The organism is Empedobacter sp. GD03739, from assembly GCF_029843245.1.
Classification (GTDB): Bacteria; Bacteroidota; Bacteroidia; order Flavobacteriales; family Weeksellaceae; genus Empedobacter; species Empedobacter falsenii_B.
Genome location: NZ_JAOCHX010000017.1, coordinates 40,129 through 60,164 on the forward strand (window position 1 = coordinate 40,129; position 20,036 = coordinate 60,164).

Annotated in this window: 16 protein-coding genes and 4 tRNA genes; 9 read left to right on the forward strand and 11 right to left on the reverse strand. The window is 32.7% G+C overall.

Translation table 11 applies throughout. The annotated features are described in order from the left end of the window. Positions 1 to 68: 68 nt before the first annotated feature. From N5E64_RS07305 to N5E64_RS07335, 7 genes are all read right to left on the reverse strand, one after another. Positions 69 to 152 (reverse strand) — tRNA-Leu (locus N5E64_RS07305). 24 nt (positions 153 to 176) lie between these two features. Continuing rightward, a tRNA-Gly gene (locus N5E64_RS07310) sits at positions 177 to 249 on the reverse strand. Between the two features lie 29 nt (positions 250 to 278). Continuing rightward, a tRNA-Leu gene (locus tag N5E64_RS07315) sits at positions 279 to 362 on the reverse strand. 35 nt (positions 363 to 397) lie between these two features. Further along, positions 398 to 470: transfer RNA gene (locus tag N5E64_RS07320), tRNA-Gly, on the reverse strand. Between the two features lie 88 nt (positions 471 to 558). Then, the gene (gene accD, locus N5E64_RS07325; RefSeq protein ID WP_115001651.1) at positions 559 to 1,407 is read right to left on the reverse strand and encodes an acetyl-CoA carboxylase, carboxyltransferase subunit beta; all 849 of its coding nucleotides are present in this window, start codon (positions 1,405 to 1,407) and stop codon (positions 559 to 561) included. A gap of 42 nt (positions 1,408 to 1,449) precedes the next feature. Then, positions 1,450 to 2,517, reverse strand: a complete 1,068-nt coding sequence (gene fbaA, locus N5E64_RS07330) for a class II fructose-bisphosphate aldolase (protein ID WP_115001650.1) — start codon at positions 2,515 to 2,517, stop codon at positions 1,450 to 1,452. A 37-nt stretch (positions 2,518 to 2,554) separates the two neighbouring features. Continuing rightward, the gene (locus tag N5E64_RS07335) at positions 2,555 to 5,158 is read right to left on the reverse strand and encodes a BamA/TamA family outer membrane protein (protein WP_280036714.1); all 2,604 of its coding nucleotides are present in this window, start codon (positions 5,156 to 5,158) and stop codon (positions 2,555 to 2,557) included. A 4-nt stretch (positions 5,159 to 5,162) separates the two neighbouring features. Between N5E64_RS07335 and N5E64_RS07340 the strand changes: the two genes are divergently transcribed. The 4 genes from N5E64_RS07340 to N5E64_RS07355 all read left to right on the forward strand — a co-directional run bounded on the left by N5E64_RS07340 (position 5,163) and on the right by N5E64_RS07355 (position 8,341). After that, complete coding sequence (locus N5E64_RS07340) at positions 5,163 to 5,906, forward strand: RNA methyltransferase (protein WP_115001648.1); 744 nt, start codon at positions 5,163 to 5,165, stop codon at positions 5,904 to 5,906. 88 nt (positions 5,907 to 5,994) lie between these two features. Beyond that, complete coding sequence (locus tag N5E64_RS07345; protein ID WP_280036718.1) at positions 5,995 to 7,263, forward strand: serine hydrolase; 1,269 nt, start codon at positions 5,995 to 5,997, stop codon at positions 7,261 to 7,263. A gap of 145 nt (positions 7,264 to 7,408) precedes the next feature. Beyond that, a complete protein-coding gene (locus N5E64_RS07350; protein WP_280036721.1) occupies positions 7,409 to 7,792 on the forward strand; it encodes an HU family DNA-binding protein in 384 nt (127 codons plus the stop codon). A 180-nt stretch (positions 7,793 to 7,972) separates the two neighbouring features. Then, positions 7,973 to 8,341, forward strand: a complete 369-nt coding sequence (locus N5E64_RS07355) for a GxxExxY protein (RefSeq protein WP_219033707.1) — start codon at positions 7,973 to 7,975, stop codon at positions 8,339 to 8,341. 339 nt (positions 8,342 to 8,680) lie between these two features. On the opposite strand, the gene N5E64_RS07360 is transcribed toward N5E64_RS07355, so the two are convergent. Both N5E64_RS07360 and N5E64_RS07365 read right to left on the reverse strand, forming a co-directional pair. Continuing rightward, positions 8,681 to 9,793, reverse strand: a complete 1,113-nt coding sequence (locus N5E64_RS07360; RefSeq protein WP_219033706.1) for an ABC transporter permease — start codon at positions 9,791 to 9,793, stop codon at positions 8,681 to 8,683. Then, positions 9,793 to 11,865: a carboxy terminal-processing peptidase gene (locus tag N5E64_RS07365; protein WP_280036726.1), complete on the reverse strand. Its 2,073-nt coding sequence runs from the start codon at positions 11,863 to 11,865 to the stop codon at positions 9,793 to 9,795. The genes N5E64_RS07360 and N5E64_RS07365 overlap by 1 nt, the downstream gene beginning before the upstream one ends. A gap of 193 nt (positions 11,866 to 12,058) precedes the next feature. On the opposite strand from N5E64_RS07365, the gene surE reads away from it, so the two are divergent. Beyond that, positions 12,059 to 12,826 carry a 5'/3'-nucleotidase SurE gene (gene surE / locus N5E64_RS07370; RefSeq protein WP_115001644.1) on the forward strand — a complete coding sequence of 256 codons (768 nt, stop codon included), beginning with the start codon at positions 12,059 to 12,061 and terminating at the stop codon, positions 12,824 to 12,826. 82 nt (positions 12,827 to 12,908) lie between these two features. On the opposite strand, the gene N5E64_RS07375 is transcribed toward surE, so the two are convergent. Together N5E64_RS07375 and gyrA are read right to left on the reverse strand one after the other, a co-directional pair. Further along, positions 12,909 to 14,105, reverse strand: a complete 1,197-nt coding sequence (locus tag N5E64_RS07375) for a lipopolysaccharide assembly protein LapB (RefSeq protein WP_280036729.1) — start codon at positions 14,103 to 14,105, stop codon at positions 12,909 to 12,911. 3 nt (positions 14,106 to 14,108) lie between these two features. Continuing rightward, entirely contained in the window at positions 14,109 to 16,682 is a 2,574-nt protein-coding gene (gene gyrA / locus N5E64_RS07380; protein ID WP_280036731.1) for a DNA gyrase subunit A, read from the reverse strand. A gap of 364 nt (positions 16,683 to 17,046) precedes the next feature. On the opposite strand from gyrA, the gene rpmH reads away from it, so the two are divergent. The 4 genes from rpmH (at position 17,047) to N5E64_RS07400 (ending at position 19,995) form a co-directional block, all read left to right on the forward strand. After that, on the forward strand, positions 17,047 to 17,205 hold the full coding sequence (gene rpmH, locus N5E64_RS07385) for a 50S ribosomal protein L34 (RefSeq protein ID WP_019974979.1): 159 nt from the start codon (positions 17,047 to 17,049) through the stop codon (positions 17,203 to 17,205). A gap of 82 nt (positions 17,206 to 17,287) precedes the next feature. Beyond that, complete coding sequence (locus tag N5E64_RS07390; RefSeq protein WP_038333079.1) at positions 17,288 to 17,980, forward strand: cell division ATP-binding protein FtsE; 693 nt, start codon at positions 17,288 to 17,290, stop codon at positions 17,978 to 17,980. Between the two features lie 76 nt (positions 17,981 to 18,056). After that, positions 18,057 to 19,172 carry a hypothetical protein gene (locus tag N5E64_RS07395; protein ID WP_280036734.1) on the forward strand — a complete coding sequence of 372 codons (1,116 nt, stop codon included), beginning with the start codon at positions 18,057 to 18,059 and terminating at the stop codon, positions 19,170 to 19,172. Positions 19,173 to 19,182: 10 nt separating this feature from the next. Continuing rightward, positions 19,183 to 19,995, forward strand: coding sequence for a 2OG-Fe(II) oxygenase (locus tag N5E64_RS07400; protein WP_280036736.1), 813 nt, complete (start codon positions 19,183 to 19,185; stop codon positions 19,993 to 19,995). Positions 19,996 to 20,036: the final 41 nt, after the last annotated feature.

Below are 20,036 nucleotides of genomic sequence, written 5' to 3' on the forward strand. Positions count from 1 at the left end.
TGAGGATAAAGATATAATTATTTAGAGCATAAAAAAAGCTCAAGAAAATAAATTCTTGAGCTTTATTGTACCTCAGGCGGGACTTGAACCCGCACGTCCTAATGGACACAGGATTTTAAGTCCTGCGTGTCTACCAATTCCACCACCAAGGCATCCACTTCTAAGAAAGAAGTTAGAGCGGGAAACGGGACTCGAACCCGCAACATTCAGCTTGGAAGGCTGACGCTCTACCAATTGAGCTATTCCCGCGTGTAAATTGTAAAAATCAAATTAAAAAGTACCTCAGGCGGGACTTGAACCCGCACGTCCTAATGGACACAGGATTTTAAGTCCTGCGTGTCTACCAATTCCACCACCAAGGCAAAATTTGATTTTTATGAATTTTTATATTTCAAAGAGCGGGAAACGGGGCTCGAACCCGCGACCTCAACCTTGGCAAGGTTGCGCTCTACCAGCTGAGCTATTCTCGCGATTGGAGTGCAAATATATAAAATCAATTTCTAATAATCCAAATCAAATTTGAATAAAATTTTAAAAATATATTTGCACTTATTTTAATTAGTTGATAGGCATTAACATATCAGCTACTTCTTTTATTTTATCTTTCATCTTTTTACGATGAACGATCATATCAACGAAGCCTTTTTCTAATAAAAATTCAGAAGTTTGGAATCCTTCTGGTAAATCTCTACCAATAGTTTCTTTGATAACACGTGGTCCAGCGAATCCAATTAATGCTCCTGGCTCTGCCATGATAACGTCACCAATTGATCCGAAAGAAGCTGTAATTCCTCCAAAAGATGGATTTGTTAAGATTGTAATATAAGGAATGTTGTTATCTGCTAATTGAATTAATTTAGCTTCTACTTTAGCTAATTGCATCAACGAAATTGCAGCTTCCATCATACGTGCACCACCAGATTGTGTAATAATTACGAATGGAGTTTTGTTTTTGATAGAATAATCAATTGCACGTGCAATTTTTTCTCCCATTACAGATCCTAAAGAACCTCCAATAAATTTGAAGTCCATACAAGAAATTGTAATGTCACGTCCATGAATTTTTCCAGTCGCATTGCGAATAGAATCTGTCATTCCCGTTTTCTTTTTAATCTCTTTTAAACGATCTTTATAAGGTTTTGTATCTGTCCAATTTAATGGGTCTTTACTTTCTACTTTTGTATCTAATTCTGTGAATTTACTATCATCAAATAAGATATCGAAGTATTCTTGAGAACCAATTTGTACGTGATGATCATCCTCTGGACTTACATACGCATTTGCTTTTAGTTCTTCAGTTTCAATAATTTTTCCTGATGGCGTTTTATACCATAAGCCTTTCTTAACGTCTTTTTTAGACTCTGTAGGCGTTGTAATATTTTTCTTGCTTCTAATAAACCAAGGCATATTCTCTGTTTTTATTTGATAGAAATAATCTTAAAGAAAAGATTATCCTAAAGTATTAACATTATTTAAATCGTGGAAAGCTTGGATTAATCTATCTTTGAAAGTAACTTCTCCAGCTCTTAACCACACGCGTGGATCATAATATTTTTTGTTAGGAGATTCTGGACCTTCAGGATTTCCAATTTGTCCTTGTAAATAAGCTGCATTTTCGTCAAAATATTTACGAATTCCTTCCATAAATGCATATTGTAAATCTGTATCAATGTTCATTTTGATAACTCCGTAGCTAATTGCTTCTCTAATTTCTTCTAAAGTAGAACCAGAACCTCCGTGGAATACGAAGTTTACAGCGTTGTCTACACCATACTTTTCGTTGATGTATTTTTGAGAGTTATCTAAAATTTTTGGAGTCAATACAACATTTCCTGGTTTGTAAACACCGTGTACATTACCAAATGCTGCTGCAATCCAGAAATTATCAGAAATAGATTTTAAGTTTTCGTAAACGTAAGCAACTTCTTCTGGTTGAGTGTATAATAAAGAATTGTCAACATTAGAATTGTCAACACCATCTTCTTCTCCACCTGTAATACCTAATTCCATCTCCAAAGTCATTCCAACTTTAGACATTCTTTCTAAGTATCTTTTGCACGTTTCTACGTTTTCTTCTAAAGGCTCTTCAGATAAATCTAACATGTGAGAACTAAATAAAGTCTTTCCGAATTTATTAAAATGTTCTTCGTTAGCGTCCATAATTCCATCAATCCAAGGCAATAATTTTTTTGCACAGTGGTCTGTATGTAAAATTACAGTAGCTCCGTAAGATTCAGCTAAAGTGTGAATATGTTTTGCTCCCGCAATAGCACCTTTGATAGCAGAAAGTTGATTTTCTCCTTTTAATCCTTTTCCGGCATTAAAAGCAGCACCTCCGTTAGAAAATTGAATAATAACTGGAGAGTTTACTTCAACTGCAGCTTCCATTGCAGCGTTAATAGTATCTGAACCGATGACATTACACGCTGGTAAAGCGTATTGATTTGCTTTTGCATCATTGATAATGTCTTGAACTAATGAACCGGTAGCAACACCGGCAGGAAATTTTCTGCTCATTATGTTAGTATTTTGTGAAACAAATATAGATGTTTTTTTAGAAAGGATAATTAATTCCGAAGTGGATTCTTGGTTTAAGCAAATTAAAATTGTCAAATTGCCAGCGATCACCCAATTCGTAAGAAGGGTCATAAATTTTGTAACCTAAATCAAATCTTACAATTGCAAACGTACCAATGTGATAACGGAAACCTAATCCAGAACCAATTCCGAATTCTTTGTAAAAATCTTTGAACTTAAATAATGTTTCTGGACGATTTTTATTAACACCCCAAATATTACCAGCATCAAGAAAATATGCACCTTCCAAACTTCCAAAAAGATTGAAGCGATATTCAGCATTGAATAACAATTTCATGCTTTCAAATTCTAAACTTTGATTTTTAGAATCGATACGTGGTTTACTTCCAGGACCTAAAGTTAACGGCGCCCAACCACGAACGTCATTTGCTCCTCCAGCCGAATAACTTCTTACGAAGGGTGCAACATCTGAGTTTCCATATGGGTGAATGATTCCGAATAAGAAACGTCCCGCTACGCTAGAGTTTGAATTTAATTTGAATTTTCGTCTAACATCCACATCAAATTTTACGAATTGAGAATAAGGAATTCCAAAGATCAAACCTGCTTGATTTCCGTCTCGATCAGGTTCAGCTTTATTAAAGCCAAAAGCTTTGTCTAAACCTCTTAATACATTTCCGGCTAATTCAATTCTCGCTTGAATAAACCAAGGATTACTTTTTGGTCGAAATGAATTTTCTTGATTAAATGTAAATTGATAGATAAAAGAGTTGATTAATACATTTTGGGAAATATTAGCTTTTCTATATAACATATTCTCAAAATCAACATACAACTTTGCGTTTTCTCCAGTTAATGAACTTTGGAATCCTTTGTCAGCCTCGATTGCGTCTGTTAATTCATCATCCGTTAGATAAATTGGTGCATTAGGATTGTATGCGTAGTATAAATCTTTTACTTCGTTTTTTGTATTATTATCTTTTGTAAACACTTCATAATAGCGATCTTTTTTTCGGTTACTAATAAATTCTGTGTTAAACAAAGAAACTTTGTGTTGAAACTCCGAACTCGAAATATCCATATCAAAACCAAAACCATAAGTCGTTTTGTCTAAACCTACATTTTTCTGCGTACTTGCATTCATTCGAATAGCAGATTCGGCAGTAAAACGTTTTGGTAAAATATTATCAAGATTAATTGGTGTTAATAAATAAGGAAATTTCAACTTTGTTTCGATAGCGATTTCGTAAGCATTTAAGAATGCTTTATTCATTGAGAAATCTTTGTTGACAGAACCTAAAGTTCCTTTCAAAGTTGTTTCTAAATTTTCTCCTCCTCCAAATAGATTTCTCGAAGTTAAAGTCATTCCGGGAGAAATTGCAAAGTTCATATAGCGAGAAGCATAACTTTCGACAAAGAGATTCAAGTCATATTTCTTTTTTGGTGTAAAGAAAACGTCTACATTTAGGATAGAATCTTGTTTATTAATTCTGAATCCATGTAAGTTAATGTTTTCTTTCTTGAAAATATTACGTTTTGTCTGAATTTCTTGTCGTTGACGATATAGTTGACCAGGACGAATTACAAATGCATCTGTAAAATATTTTGGTCGATATTCTGGTTCTTTTGTATATAAAACGTTATAATCTTTATATTCTTCTTTGATTAATTTACTTTCATCATCAACAAAACTGCGAGAATCTGCATAAATATTTATCTTCCCAAAACGGTATTGCGTAAAAGGTGTAATACTATCCGTTTTCAAAGAATCTTGAATATATTTATCAATAAACATCGTTACATCAAGGCGTTTGTTACTTTTTAATGTATCCGCTTCAAAATATAAATCTTCGCCCGAATCATTAAAATCATAGTAACCTCTATTCTTTAACAAATCGATAATACGATCGCGTTCTTCCTCAAATTTGTCAAAATTATATTGATCTCCAGCATGCAAAACAGTTTGTTTTCCAATAGAAGAATTAAGATATTCTTCTATTTTTTGATCAGATATTTTTTGATCATATGTTTCGATATAAGAAGGTTCCCCTAACTTAATATCATAAATAGTTTCTGCTTTTTTCGCAACAGAATCTTTATTATAGGAAACAGCTACTTTCGAATCGAAATAACCTTTGTCATGAAATAATCTATTTAAGTTCTTTGCCGAAAATTCTGATTGTTGTTCATCCAACAAAACTGGAGCCTCACCTTGACTATAATAAAGACGTTCTTTCCATAAACTGTGCCCAACATATTCGCTAAGATTATTCTTCGTTAGTAAACTGTCCAATAATTTTTGGTTACGAACCGAAGCATCTTGTCGATAATATTCCTGAAAAGTTTCATCAAATTTTGCAGGAGACCAATTATAAACCCATTGCCAAAGAGGGAAAAAACCAAGGAACTTACCAGCTGGTTTTTGTTTCACATAATCACTTAAATCTTTGTTGATTATAGTTTTTTTCTTCTTAATATCGGGATCTTCTTTATCGTAGATAAATTTGTTCTTTACAAACAAATATTCTCCTTCAGGTACTTTCTTAGTTGTACTACAGCTATAAAAAAGTAATCCTAAACAAGAGATAAGTGTTATATTTGTTGTAATTTTTTTTTGCATAAATATGTTATCAAATAACGTTATTAAGATAATAACTTCTCTGGGTTCTAAAAAATATAGACAAAAATATAATTTGTTTGTCGTAGAAGGTGTTAAAAATATCGGGGAAGTTATAAAAAGTTCTATAAATATTAAAGAATTATTTATAACTGAAGACTTTTGGCCAGAAGCTACACATATCAAAAAGACTTTTATTGAAGAAAAAGACTTGAAAAAGATCAGTTTCTTAACTACTCCGAATGTAGGTTTAGCACTTTGTGAATTACCTAATTATAACGAAAACATCAAGTTGAATGGTTTAAGTATTGCTTTGGATGATATTCGAGATCCAGGTAATTTAGGAACAATTATCCGCTTGGCTGATTGGTTTGGTGTAGAGGATATTTTGTGTACCAAAGAATCTGTTGATATGTACAACCCAAAAGTTGTGATGTCGACAATGGGCTCTTTTACACGAGTGAAAGTTCATTATATCGATTTGGAGAAATACTTGTCTGACTATAAAGGAAACATTTTCGGGACTTTTATGGAAGGAGAATCTATTTATGAACAAACACTTCCACAAGAAGGTATCTTGGTAATGGGGAACGAAGCGAATGGAATTTCTCCAGAAATCGAGAAGTTAACGACAAATAAACTAAGTATTCCGTTCTTTGGGAAAAATGGTTCTACCGAAAGTCTCAACGTAGCTGTTGCAACAAGTGTCATCTTAGGCGAGTTTAAGTCTCAACTTTCGCACAAATCATAAAAAAAACTTAATGTTTCTAAACGGGTAACTATTCCACAAATAAATATATACTTTAGTAGAAACAAACAATAAGATTAAGAAAAAACACATGAAATATGTAGCGGTTGTTCTTGCTTCTGCAATGCTGTTTATGGGAAGCTGTAGCAAGAAAAACGAACAAAAAGAAGAAGTTAGAAAGAAGGATCCTCATACTTTGCGCTATGATTCGTTGGATTGGAAAGCAGATTTCAAGCCAATGAAGTACACACAAGCAGAACTTAATGATTACAGAAATAAACTAAACACCTATTATAAAGACTTTTGGGTTGACGGGAAAGTGAGCGGAGGTTTGTTGGTTGTGAAGAATGGGCAAGTACTTTTAGAGCAATATCAAGGGATGGCAGACGAAAGACATAAGCGTCCAATCACTGCCGAAACGCCTATTCACATAGCATCTATCTCGAAAGTTTTTACATCTATGGCGATACTTAAGCTGGTCGAGAAAGGTAAAATCAAATTAGATCAAAAAGTAAATACAATATTAGAAGGTTTTCCTTACGATGATATCACGGTTCGTAATTTGCTAAATCACCGCAGCGGTTTGCCAAATTATGCCAACGTTTTGTGGAATAACAAGAAGGTAATGATGGATCGCGAGAAACCAATTTCTAATCAAGATGTGTTAGATATCTTTAGAGAATTTGACGTTAAACAAATTCGTCCCGCAGACAAAGGGTTTTATTACTCGAACACCAACTTCGCTTTCCTTGCTTTAGTAATCGAAAAGATTATGAAAATACCTTATCCGAAAGCAATGAAATACATGGTTTTTGACCCTCTTGAGATGAATAATACCTTTGTTTTTGAGTATGATCGCGATAAAGATACAGTAGCACGTTCCTACAAATACAATGGTTACGAGTGGGCTTGGGATGATTTTGACCGCACGTATGGAGACAAAAATATTTACTCAACGCCAAGAGATTTGTACAAGTTAGATGTAGCCATGTATTCAGATGATTTCTTACCGAAGAATATTAAGAAAAAAGCTTTCCAAGGATATAGTTACGAGCAGAAAGGTTTCAAAAATTATGGGCTTGGAATGCGTTTGTTAGAATATGACAATGGTAAAAAATTATTGTATCACAATGGTTGGTGGCACGGGAATAACACCGTTTTTGTACACGATGTTAACAATCAATTTACGGTAATTGCATTAGGAAACAAGCAGAATAAGAATATATATAGTGCATTTAAATTGGCTGGACTTACAGGAACTTATCCGCTAAAAGCACCAAATAAAGATTCGATGAGATTGCATCAAAAACCAATTGTACCAAAAACAACAGCAAAACTTTCGACCAAAGTTTCAAGATAATAGCAAGGCTTTCTTATATAAGAAAGCCTTTTTTATTTTTATGATATAATGTATTTTATTGATAATCAATAGTTTTATTTTGTTAATTAAATATAAAGTATTAACTTAAAGATAATTAACTGTTAATCTATAAATACTTTTAATTATGGCTGTAAAATACAACGTTATTCAGAAGGCTTACCCAGGAGATCCTATGGCGCCTAAAAAGTTCTACGCAAATTCTATTGCAGATGGTGAAGTATCACTTCGAAATTTGAGTAAAGAAATTGCGCAAACCTCATCTGTTAGTGAGAGTGATGTGTATGCAACATTGATTGATTTGGCTAAAATGTTATCGAAACATTTGTCTGATGGAAAGATTGTTCGCTTAGGAGATTTTGGTTCTTTTCAAATAAGTATTAGTAGCGAAGGAATGGATGCAATGAACAAAGTAAATTCTGCTTCTATAAAAAGTGCTAAAATACTTTTTAGACCTGGTCTCGATTTACGAGATACTTTAGCTACTTTAAAGTATGAGAAAAAGAAATAGTTGAGATAATTTTTCTAATTTCTAATTGAAGTAAATAAAAAACGTCAAGTGGTTTTCATTAAAACCACTTGACGTTTTGTTTAAAACCTCCTTATGTTTTATATAAAAGATAAGGAGGTTTTATAAAAAGTTTATTTATATCTCAATTGAATAATCATTAACAACATAGAAACATAGACTATGAAAACTAAAAAATATTTAGATGAATTAACTTATGAAATAATAGGTTCTGCTATAGAAGTTCATAAAATAATGGGTAGAGGATTATTAGAAAGTGTTTATCATCAATGCTTAAAAGAAGAATTAAATCATAGGAAAATAAATTTTCTCACAGAAATGAAGGTTCCAGTTGTCTATAAAGAAAAACTGCTTGATCTTGATTTTCGTTGTGATCTCTATGTAGAAAATAGTATAGTTGTTGAGTTAAAAGCTGTGCAAGATATTTTTCCTACTTATGAAGCTCAATTATTAACTTATATGAAACTACTGAAATGTCCAAAAGGAATACTAATCAACTTCAATTGTTTTAACATATTTAATGAAGGATAAAAAACGTATGTTAATGAGTTTTTTACTCATCTTCCAAATTATTAAACCCATGTATTTATATTATTAGAATAGATAGATTTTTAATTTTGTTTTGGTAAAATATTAACCACATAGAAACATAGAAATTGATTAATTGTGATTTATTTATAAACTTTCAGTTATTAACTTAAGTAAAGTTACTGTGAAAACTATAAGTCTATTCAAATCTTTATCAATATTTAACCTATGTCTCTATGTGGTTAAAAAAGATAAAATATTAACCACATAAAGACATAGATAAAGATATAACTTGTGTTTTAAAGTATTAAAAAAAGAAAAGTATAAAACTTTATAAGCTTCTTACTGCTTAATATCCATAATATCTCGCAATACATTCCCAAAGATATTAAACCCAAGAACCAATAACATAATAGCTAATCCCGGTAGAATTGCCAAATGTTGTTTCCCTAAAATAATATGATTATAATGTTCTTTTATGATATTTCCCCAAGACGGAGTAGGAGGTTGTGCGCCAATTCCAAGAAAACTAAGACCGCTTTCTACTAAAATTGCCGAAGCAAAATTGGCAGCAGATATAACGATAATAGGTGCAACAACGTTAGGTAATATTTGGTTGAAGATAATTCTTGTGTCCGAAAATCCTAAAGCTTTTGCTGCTTCTACAAATTCTTTTTCTCTGTATGATAGGAATTGTCCGCGAACTACACGTGCAACTTCTACCCACATCGTTAGTCCAACTGCGATAAATATCTGCCAAAATCCTTTTCCAATAGCTAAGGTAATTGCAATAACCAATAGTAATGTTGGGATAGACCACACAACGTTTATCAACCACATTATAATGTTATCTGTTCGTCCCTTGTAATAACCTGCAAGAGCGCCCAAGGAAATTCCGACAACTAATGAAATGAAAACAGCGATAAACCCGATAAGAAAAGAAATTCTTGTCCCGATGATTAATCTAGAATAAAAGTCTCTTCCGTAAGAATCTGTTCCAAGTAAATAGGTTTTTGTATAGATAAAATCCTTCTCTATATCTTGCGTTTTGATGTTATGCTTTGTCCAAGTTAACAAATCTATCTTTATTGCTTCACCACTTAGTCCGTTCCCTATATATGGAATATAAGTAATGCTTTGTCCATCTCTTTTGTAAGATGTAATACTTATTTGTTCGGTATCGATTTCTTTCCCGAATATAAAATCAGAAAAGTTCGTTTTTCCTGAATAATTAGGTAAAGGGATTTCGATTGTTTTTTGCTGATAACCTATAGGTGAATATGCAATGGTTAGGTCCTGTCTGTTTGCATTTTCCGTTTTGTCGGACGCAAAGACATAAGCAAAAATAGAAATGATTGCAGCTAATACTATTACACTAAAAGAAAGAACACCAAGGGTGTTCTTTCTTAATTTATTGAATATGATTTGAGAAAATGAACCGTTTTCTTGTTCCATTATTTAATGTCTCTTAAAACGTTAACAGCTTCGTTTAAATAAAAGTCTTTTTGCATATCTTTGAACCAATTGTTACGTTTAGCTTTTAGCACAGTATCTGTTTTAGTAGTTGCTAAATCGTTTTGATTCATTGTAAATTTGAAATTGTTTTTATACTTGTCTAAAGTTTCGAATTTCTTGATTTTATCTTCGCGTGTTTTACGGTACGTTTTGTAATCTTCTAAGTTCAAAGGAATCTCTTTTACGTCTTCCATTGATTTGATGAACTTGAAACTTTCGTTCATTAATGCTAAGTGAGCATTGTTTGCCAAACGAGTTTTACTGTTCGTTTTAATCTTCGCTAAATCGAAAGCAGAAGGCCATTTTGCAATAACCAATGGTTTGATTTGATCCCAGTTCAAGGCTTCTGAACGAGAAGCTTCGCTGATATCTTCGTAAGTGAATTGATCAACTAATGCAATGTCCGATTGAACTCCTTTCAATTGTGTAGAACCTCCGTTTACTCGGTAGAATTTTTGTATTGTTAACTTAATAGCGCCTAACTCATCACTTCCCGACTGACGATCTAAAGGCAAGATTGTTTGTACAGTACCTTTACCAAAGGTTTGCGGAGAACCCACGATAACAGCGCGACCATAGTCTTGCATTGCTGCAGCAAAAATCTCTGACGCAGATGCAGAAAGCTCGTTAACCATTACTACTAAAGGTCCGTCGTATGCGATAGAATTATCTTTGTCTTCGTGAATTTTAAGCATTCCGTCCGAACGTCTCACCTGAACAATTGGTCCTTGATTGATGAACAATCCAGAGATTTTAACTACCTCTTCAAGAGAACCTCCTCCATTATTTCTAACATCGAAGACAAGACCTTTGATGTTTTCTTTCTTCAATATATCAATTTCTTTCTTGATATCATCCGAAGGATAACGTCCGCCTTCTTTTCCCATTGGAGTGTAGAACTCAGGTAAATAGATGATTCCGTATTTATCTCCCTTCTCGTCCGTAATAACAGATGAGCGAGCAAACACTTCCTCTGATTCAATCACTTCACGAATCAAAGAGATTGTTTGTTGAGAACCGTCTTTTTTCTGAATAGTCAAGACAACTTCTGTTCCTTTCTTCCCTTTAATTAGGCGAATAGCATCGCTTAAAATCATCCCAACGATGTTTTTAGCTTCACCATTTTTCCCTTGTGCAACTTTAATGATCTTGTCACCAACTTCTAATTTATTGCTCTTCCAAGCTGGTCCGCCAACAATTAATTCAGCAATTGTAGCGTAACCTCTTTTGTCTTGTATTTTGGCTCCAATTCCTTCCATTTGTCCAGACATTTCGAATTCGAAATCCTCTTTACTTGTTGGAGAGAAGTATGTTGTGTGCGGATCGTATTGTTCTGTGAACGAGTTCATGTAAATAGAAAAATAGTTCTCGCGTTTTGTTTGTTTTATACGACGGAAATAGTCAGAAATCAAGTCTTTAACTTCTTCACGCGCCATCTTTTCTACTTCTGCAAAAGGCGTATCTTTTGTGATTTTCTTTTTCTCATCTGCCAAAGGATCTTTTATAGGTTTTATAGAAGAAGAGTTGTCTAATGTATCTTTCTTTTGACCTTTTAATTCGTCTTGCATTGAAATGATTTCTAACATCACGTTGTATTTCAAATACTTGCGCCACAAATCTTTCGCTTCGGTTTTATCTTTCGCGAATTTTGATGTTTTATAATCGATGTTGAAATTCTCTTTTTGATTGAAATCAAAAGGTTTTGACAAGGCATCCATCGAATATTTTTCAGCGTCAGCAATACGTTTGTAGATTGTGTCAACAGTAGAATTGTAGAAACCTAAGTTTTCTGATTTGTAATAATCATCTAAATTGTGATAATCTTTTTTGAATAGATCATAATCAGATTGCAATAAAAAACGTTTGCTTGGATCAATGTATTCTAAATATTTATTGAAAACATTTTCCGAAAATTTATCATCTACAGTAGCAGGTTTGTAATGTAGGTAAGTTAGGGTGTTTCGTGTATTTTTTACGATTAACTTTTCTCTTTCTTCATCTGTGTCTAACATGGGTTTGCAAAAGCAAAAAGCAAGCAAACTCATTGATAAAAACGATAGTAATACATACGTTTTTTTAATTAACATATTGCGTTGGTATTATATAAATTAATAATTTAAGACTCCTTCAAATATAAAACAAAAAAGAAATTAGAAGGAAGTTTTTTACATTTGTAAAAATGATGAATAAAAGTAAGAATAAAATATGGAAAGACCGCTAATTTTAGTTACAAATGATGATGGAGTAACTGCGCCTGGAATAAGAGCGTTGATAGAGATTGCAAAAGGATTTGGAGAAGTTTATGTTGTTGCGCCAGATAGTCCGCAAAGTGGAATGGGGCATGCGGTGACAATAAATTCGACATTGTTTTGTGATGAAATAGAAGTTGATGAAGATGTAAAAGAGTATGCGTGTTCTGGAACGCCAGTGGATTGTGTAAAATTGGCTGTTTCACAAATTTTACCTCGTAAACCAGATTTGTGTATTTCGGGAATTAATCACGGATCGAATTCGTCGGTGAATGTGATTTATTCGGGAACAATGTCTGCAGCTGTAGAAGCTGGTATAGAAGGGATTCCTGCGATAGGTTTTTCGTTGTGTGATTTTGCTTACAATGCAGATTTTAAAGCTGGAGAAGAATTTATTAAAACAATTATTGATCAAGTTTTAAAACATAAATTACCAAAAGGTGTAGTGTTGAACGTTAATATTCCGAAGTTGAAAGGACATGAAATAAAAGGAATTAAAGTTTGTCGCCAAGCTGATGCAAAATGGGAAGAAAAATTTGATAAACGTGAAGATCCTCGTGGAAGAACGTATTATTGGATGAGTGGAGAGTTTAAAAATCTTGACAAAGGTGAAGATACAGACGAACGTGCTTTAGAGGAAGGTTATGTTTCTGTTGTGCCAGTTCGTTATGATTTGACAGCCCATCATTTTTTACCAGATTTAAGAAATTGGGATTTGTTTTAAGTTTTACTTAAGCTACATTCAGAATGATAAAGCACAAAAAAGGACTTCAATTGAAGTCCTTTTTTGTGTTATATTGAAATAATTATTTTACTAATTTTTTCTCAGCGTCACGATAGAAATTTTCTTTTTGATCGTTTCCTAAAGTTTTGTAAGCTTGAATTAAGTTACGAATAACTTGACGATTTTCTGGTTGAATTTCGTACATTTTTTCAAGATAAGGAGCTGCTTCTGTAAACAAAGCTTTGCGTTTTACTTCGTTTGCATTATAAATTTCTTTCTCTTTTTTAGATGTTCCTAAATTGTTGTTCATAGTTTCAACAATTTCTTTGTCTGGTTGCAAAATAGCTAAAACTAAATTGTTATAAGACTCGAAATGTTTAGGGTTTAATTCAATCGCTTTTTTAAACAAGTTTTTAGATTCTGCTGCTTTAGAAGCGTCATCTAAATATAAAACACCTAAGTTGTAATAATTTTGCGCATCGTTTGGATTGATTTTAATCGCTTCTTCGATACGTTTTGTCATTTTATCAGCGTTTCCAGAAACTTGGTAAATTCCAGTTGCGATATTGTTGATGTCAGCATCTTTTGGATATTTTGTAGTTGCTTCTTCTACGATTGCATCGTATTTTTTTGCATTGTATAATCCATTAAGAGCTAAAACATACATATCACGGTTGTAATCTTTTGTTTGATTAGCTGATTTCCCAGTGAATCCTTTTGCTGCTAATTCTTTCAAAATCGTTAACGATTTATCGTAATCATTTGCATTGTAAAAACAGATTGCCGCTTGGTATTTATAGATATCTTCTTTTGTACCTAAAGCTTCAACTAAGTTGAAAACATTTAAGAATTTTGTTCCAGCTTCAGCAAATTGTTTTGCGTCCATTGCTTTGTTTGCAGCGTCTAATTCTTTGTTTGCTAAATTAGAAACCTCAGATTGCAACAAGAAACCATATTTTGGTTGCAAAGCAACTTCTTTTGCTTTTGCGTAATTACCACCAGCTGTAGCTTTATCTAAATCGGCTTGAGAATAGTAAAATTCGTCTTTTTTAGAGTCTTTATTTTTGACTTGCCAAACTTTACCGTTTTCGTATTTAGATAATTTTGCTAAATCTTGACTTGCTTTTGTAACGTCACCTTTAGCTAAGTTTTCTTTTGCTGATTTATTATATTTTTCAGCTAAAACTGTAGGTTCTGTCGTTAATTCTTCTGTGTTAGTTTGAGCGAATGATGTTGACATTGCTAAAACTAATCCTAAACTAAATAATAATTTTTTCATTGATTATTCATTATTTGGATCCTCAGCAGGTGTTTCTTCTGCTTGAGTTTCGTTGTTTTCGTTTGTGTTTTCTACAACAATTGGATTTCCTTCTTCATCAAGTTCTACTTCGTCTTCCAATTCTTCTTCAACTTGTACTTTTGCAATTGCTGCAATTTCATCGTTCTTTTTCAAGTTAATCAATCGAACACCTTGCGTTGCACGACCCATTACACGAATTTCATCTAAACCAGTTCTAATTGCAACTCCAGATTTATTAATAATCATTAAATCATCTTCGTCTGTAACAGCTTCAATCGCGATTAATTTTCCTGTTTTATCAGTAATATTAAGAGTTGTTACACCTTTACCACCACGATTTGTTTCACGATAATCTTCGATAGAAGAACGTTTTCCGTAACCTTGTTCAGAAACAACTAATACAGTTTCTTTTTCTACATCAGTCACAACAATCATTCCGATAACCTCATTATCTGATTGATCTCCTAAATTGATACCACGAACTCCAGAAGCTGTACGGCCCATTGGACGAACTTTTTCGTCTTCGAAACGGATAGCTTTACCATATTTAGAAGCGATCATGATTTGAGATTTCCCATCTGTTAATAATGCTTCTAATAATGTGTCACCTTCGCGAACAGTAATTGCGTTGATACCATTAACACGTGGACGAGAATAAGCTTCTAAAGATGTTTTCTTGATGATACCATTTTTAGTTACCATGATTACGTAATTATTATTTACGTATTCTTCGTTCATTAAATCATGTGTAAGGATATATGCTTTTACTTTATCATCTGGCTCGATGTTAATCAAATTCTGAATTGCACGACCTTTAGATGTTTTAGAACCTTCTGGAATTTCGTACACACGCATCCAATAACATTTTCCTTTTTCTGTAAAGAATAACATGTATTGGTGGTTAGATGCCGAAACCATATATTCTAAGAAGTCTTCGTCACGTGTTGTAGCGGCTCTATTACCAACTCCTCCACGAGATTGTTTGCGGTATTCAGAAAGTGGTGTACGTTTGATGTAACCCATGTGAGAAATCGTTAAAACAACTTGCTCATCAGGAATTAAATCTTCGATATTTAAGTCTCCACCTGCGTAATCGATATCTGTACGACGTTCGTCACCATATTTTTTACGAATTTCTAATAACTCATCTTTGATAATTTGCATACGTAAATCTTCGTTTGCTAAAATATCTTTCAAATGGTTAATCATTTTCATGATTTCTTCGTACTCTTCACGAATTTTATCAATCTCAAGACCAGTTAATGTACGTAAACGTAAATCTAAGATTGCACGTGCTTGAATTTCTGATAACTCGAAAGCTTCCATTAATCCTGTACGCGCTTCGTCTGGTGTTGCAGATTCGCGAATGATTTTAATTGCACGATCAAGATCATCTTGTGTACCGATTACTTTCATGTAACCTTCTAAGATATGAGCTCTTTCTTGTGCTTTTCTCAATTCATATTCCGTACGACGAACAATCACTTCGTGACGGTGTTCTACGAAATGATAAATCATATCTTTCAAGTTCAATTGCTCTGGTCTTCCTTTTACCAAGGCAATATTATTTACACTGAAAGATGATTGTAATTGAGTAAATTTATATAGTTTATTTAAAACAACGTTAGGAACCGCATCCATTTTAAGGACATAAACGATACGCATACCTTTACGGTCAGATTCGTCACGAATTTCAGAAATACCATCTAATTTACCATCTTTTACTAACTCAGCAGTTTTTGCAATCATATCTGCTTTGTTAACTTGATAAGGAATTTCTGTAGCAATAATACAATCGCGACCATGTACTTCTTCGAAATTAGTTTTTGCACGTAAAACAACACGTCCACGTCCAGTTTCGAAAGCTTGTTTTACACCATCGTAACCATAAATTGTACCTCCTGTTGGGAAGTCTGGTGCTTTGATGTATTGTGTTAATTCGTCAATTGTAATCTCACGATTGTCGATGTAAGCAATTGTTCCGTCAATAACTTCTGTTAAGTTATGTGGCGCCATATTTGTTGCCATACCAACTGCAATACCAGATGCACCATTTACTAATAAGTTTGGAACGCGAGTAGGTAATACAGTAGGTTCTTGGATAGTATCGTCAAAGTTTAGTTGAAAGTCAACTGTCTCTTTATCTAAATCAGCTAATAATTCGTCTGAAATTTTTTGAAGTCTTGCTTCAGTATAACGCATTGCAGCAGGTGGATCACCATCTACAGAACCGTAGTTACCTTGTCCGTCAACCAATAAGTAACGCAAAGACCAAGGTTGCGCCATACGTACCATTGTGTCGTAAACAGAAATGTCGCCATGTGGGTGGAATTTACCTAAAACTTCCCCTACAATACGTGCCGACTTTTTGTAAGAACGATTAGAAAAAACACCTAATTCATACATTCCGAATAATACTCTACGGTGTACAGGTTTTAAACCATCACGCACATCCGGAAGCGCACGAGATACGATTACCGACATCGAATAATCGATGTAAGCGGATTTCATTTCATCCTCAATGTTAATTGGGATTAGTCTTTCTCCTTCAGTCATATTGTTTTGTTATATAAGGTGGCTAATATACGAATTTTAAGCTAAAAAAAGACTGATAAAAACAAGATATTTGATGTTTTATGAAAGTTTTAAGGAAACTTTTCTAATCCTTCTAAAAATAGCTTCGTTTGATCTTCGCAAATGATATTGTTGATAAGTTTTAATTGTTATTGTTTTAATTTTCTCTTGCTTAACAAAAAAATGTTTTTATATTTGCACTTCGAAAATTACAAAGTGTAGAACGGAACGCGGTTTACTATTAATTCAGCTTTTTTGTAATTTTCTATCAATTTGATTTTTGAATTAATAATAATAACTGTATATTTGCAACCCATTCGAGTAATGGATTAGAAACTTAGTAAAGATGAGTAAGAGAACATTTCAACCAAGTAACAGAAAAAAAAGAAACAAACACGGATTCCGTGAGCGTATGGCTTCTAAAAACGGGCGCAAAGTATTAGCTGCTCGTAGAAAGAAAGGAAGAAAAGCATTAACTGTTAGTGAAGTAAGAGCTAAAAGATAATCGCTACAATTCATAAAAAATAAGCTTGAAGGTCGTTCTTTCAAGCTTTTTTTTTACATTTGTTTTAAAGACTGTAGAAAGTATGGAAGCTAAAAATGTAATTGAGTTAAGTCAATCATCTATATATCAAAGAAATCATTTAGTATTATCTGACGTTAATTTCACACTTAACGAAGGAGAATTTGTTTACCTAATCGGAAAAACAGGAAGTGGAAAAAGTAGTTTATTGAAAGTGCTTTATGGTGATTTGCCGCTTCAATCAGGACAAGGTTCTGTGGTTGGAATGGATTTGAAATCACTGAAAACAAGTAAAATTCCTGATCTTAGAAGACATTTAGGAATCGTTTTCCAGGATTTCCAATTGTTAACAGATCGTACGGTAGAGCAAAATTTAACGTTCGTGTTGAAAGCAACAGGTTGGAAGGATAAAGCGACAATCGATAAACGTATTGATGAGGTTTTAGATTCGGTAGGGATGTTGTCTAAAAAGAAAATGATGCCGTTCCGTCTTTCTGGAGGTGAGCAACAACGTGTTTCTATAGCTCGTGCATTGTTAAATCATCCTGAATTAATTTTAGCCGATGAGCCAACAGGAAATTTAGATCCAGAAACATCAAATGATATTATGGATTTGTTGCTGTCAGTATCGAAAGAAAATAATTGTGCAGTTTTGATGGCTACACACGATTACGAAATTATTCGTCGTTATCCTGCGCGTAAGGTACGTTGTGAAGACGGAAGATTATTTGAAGTTGCAGAAGCGATATCAGAATAAGATAAATTACACAATATAATTTTAAAGAAAGAGTTTACTTAGTTGTAGACTCTTTTTTTTGTTAAATAATTAACTAATGTATCAAGGTAAAAAACTTCATTTTATAAGTATGGATGTTCCATTTCCTCCCAATTATGGAGGCGTTATAGATGTTTTTTATAAATTGAAAGCATTTAATCAACTTGGGGTTGAGATTTATTTACATTTGTTTGGGTTTAACGAAACAGAAAGCGATGTTTTAAGAAAATATGCTAAAGAAGTTTATTTTTATCCAATACATCAAAAGCCTTATTATATTTTTCAGAAATATCCTATTTCAGTAAAATCTAGGGATAGCAAATTATTGTATGAACGAATTAAATCGTTGAAGGCACCTATTTTTTTTGAAAGTCTAAAAACAACATTTATTTTGAATAAATATAACCTTGAAGGTTATTCTAAATATTTGCGACTACATAATATTGAGCAAAATTATTTTTCTGGATTAGCTGTAAGCGAGAAGAATCTGGTGAAAAAAGCATTGTTTTATATTGAGGCAAAAAAATATATTCAATACGAAAATATTATCCATCAGTTTGATGAAGTTTTTACACTCTCTAAATTTGAACAAAATTATATCCAAGAAAAATACAACAAAGGAAAATTTGTGCCTGTTTTTCATGGAAATGAAACTTTTCAATCACTAAGTGAAAAAGGAAAATTTGCTTTATATCATGGAGATTTGAGAGCTTCGGACAATTGTAAAGTAGTCGATTTCTTGATAGAAGTTTTTAAAGAAATTGATTATCCTTTCGTTATTGCTTCAGGTTCTAGAGAGGATTGGGTAAAAGCAAAAATTAAAAATCATCCACATATACAATTTGTTAAATTGAAAGATTTTAATCATTTGAAAAAACTTTTCGCAAAAGCTCATCTTAATATTGCGTGGTCTTTTCAGGAATCTGGGACAAAGCTAAAAGTAATAAATGCATTATTCAATAGTCGTTTTTCGATAATTAATGAAAATGTAATAGATGATGAGAAAATTAGTGGACTTTGTGTTCAAGTTTTGAATAAATTAGAGTTGATAAAAGCTATTAATTATTTGAAAAATCAACCTTTTTTAGCGTCAAAAAAATATATAGATACGCTTGAATATGATTTGAATGATAAATTGAATGCCGAAATTATTTTGAAACAAATTTTTAATTAACTTTATGATTATGAACAGAAATCAATATGCAGATATAATTTTACAACGATTAATTGATCAAAAGGAAGAAATAAGTCAACAATATAATAGTAGCAAAGATAAGATCGGTTATTTTTGGGTTGATGATCTATTGCCAGAAGAATTAGTTTTGGAGATAAATCAAGTTTTTCCACAAGAAAAAGAAATGGTGTTGAAAAAAAGTTTGAAAGAAGATAAATATATTGCTGTTCAAATGGATCAATATCATCCTATTTTAGAAGAAATTATTTACGCTTTTCAAGATGAAAGAATCGTAAATTTGATTGCTGAGATTTGCGAAATAAAACAACCTATTCCAGATTCATCTTTGTATGCTGGAGGTTTGTCTATGATGGGAAATCGTCAATTTTTACAGCCTCATTTGGATAATTCTCACGATGCGAAAAGAGAATTGTGGCGTGTGTTGAATTTATTGTATTATGTAACGCCAGATTGGAAAGAAGAATATGGTGGTAATTTAGAAGTTTGGCCAAATGGATTGAAAAATGATCAAATTACAATTTTTAGTAAATTCAATCGATTAGCAGTAATGGCAACGCATAATGATTCTTTGCATTCGGTTTCTCCAATAAAGTTTGAAGGTTTTAGAAAATGTGTTTCAAATTATTATTTTTCTAAAGAACCTTTAAGGGAAACAGATTCTTTTCATGTGACTTCGTTTAGAGGTCGCCCAGAGCAAAAGGTTTTGGATCAAGTTTTGCAAGTTGATAATGTACTAAGAATGGGCGTTAGAAAAGTATTTAAAAAAGGAGTAGTGGAAAATCCGCATATTTATAAAAAATAAAAAAGTAGATTAAATTTTAATCTACTTTTTTATTTTTTCAA

What these genes read in the sequence shown, in the direction of transcription:
- accD (WP_115001651.1), bottom strand. Translation starts at nt 1,407, where the DNA reads ATGCCTTGGTTTATTAGAAGCAAGAAAAATATTACAACGCCTACAGAG.
- fbaA (WP_115001650.1), bottom strand. Translation starts at nt 2,517, where the DNA reads ATGAGCAGAAAATTTCCTGCCGGTGTTGCTACCGGTTCATTAGTTCAA.
- N5E64_RS07335 (WP_280036714.1), bottom strand. Translation starts at nt 5,158, where the DNA reads ATGCAAAAAAAAATTACAACAAATATAACACTTATCTCTTGTTTAGGA.
- N5E64_RS07340 (WP_115001648.1), top strand. Translation starts at nt 5,163, where the DNA reads ATGTTATCAAATAACGTTATTAAGATAATAACTTCTCTGGGTTCTAAA.
- N5E64_RS07345 (WP_280036718.1), top strand. Translation starts at nt 5,995, where the DNA reads ATGAAATATGTAGCGGTTGTTCTTGCTTCTGCAATGCTGTTTATGGGA.
- N5E64_RS07350 (WP_280036721.1), top strand. Translation starts at nt 7,409, where the DNA reads ATGGCTGTAAAATACAACGTTATTCAGAAGGCTTACCCAGGAGATCCT.
- N5E64_RS07355 (WP_219033707.1), top strand. Translation starts at nt 7,973, where the DNA reads ATGAAAACTAAAAAATATTTAGATGAATTAACTTATGAAATAATAGGT.
- N5E64_RS07360 (WP_219033706.1), bottom strand. Translation starts at nt 9,793, where the DNA reads ATGGAACAAGAAAACGGTTCATTTTCTCAAATCATATTCAATAAATTA.
- N5E64_RS07365 (WP_280036726.1), bottom strand. Translation starts at nt 11,865, where the DNA reads ATGTTAGACACAGATGAAGAAAGAGAAAAGTTAATCGTAAAAAATACA.
- surE (WP_115001644.1), top strand. Translation starts at nt 12,059, where the DNA reads ATGGAAAGACCGCTAATTTTAGTTACAAATGATGATGGAGTAACTGCG.
- N5E64_RS07375 (WP_280036729.1), bottom strand. Translation starts at nt 14,105, where the DNA reads ATGAAAAAATTATTATTTAGTTTAGGATTAGTTTTAGCAATGTCAACA.
- gyrA (WP_280036731.1), bottom strand. Translation starts at nt 16,682, where the DNA reads ATGACTGAAGGAGAAAGACTAATCCCAATTAACATTGAGGATGAAATG.
- rpmH (WP_019974979.1), top strand. Translation starts at nt 17,047, where the DNA reads ATGAGTAAGAGAACATTTCAACCAAGTAACAGAAAAAAAAGAAACAAA.
- N5E64_RS07390 (WP_038333079.1), top strand. Translation starts at nt 17,288, where the DNA reads ATGGAAGCTAAAAATGTAATTGAGTTAAGTCAATCATCTATATATCAA.
- N5E64_RS07395 (WP_280036734.1), top strand. Translation starts at nt 18,057, where the DNA reads ATGTATCAAGGTAAAAAACTTCATTTTATAAGTATGGATGTTCCATTT.
- N5E64_RS07400 (WP_280036736.1), top strand. Translation starts at nt 19,183, where the DNA reads ATGAACAGAAATCAATATGCAGATATAATTTTACAACGATTAATTGAT.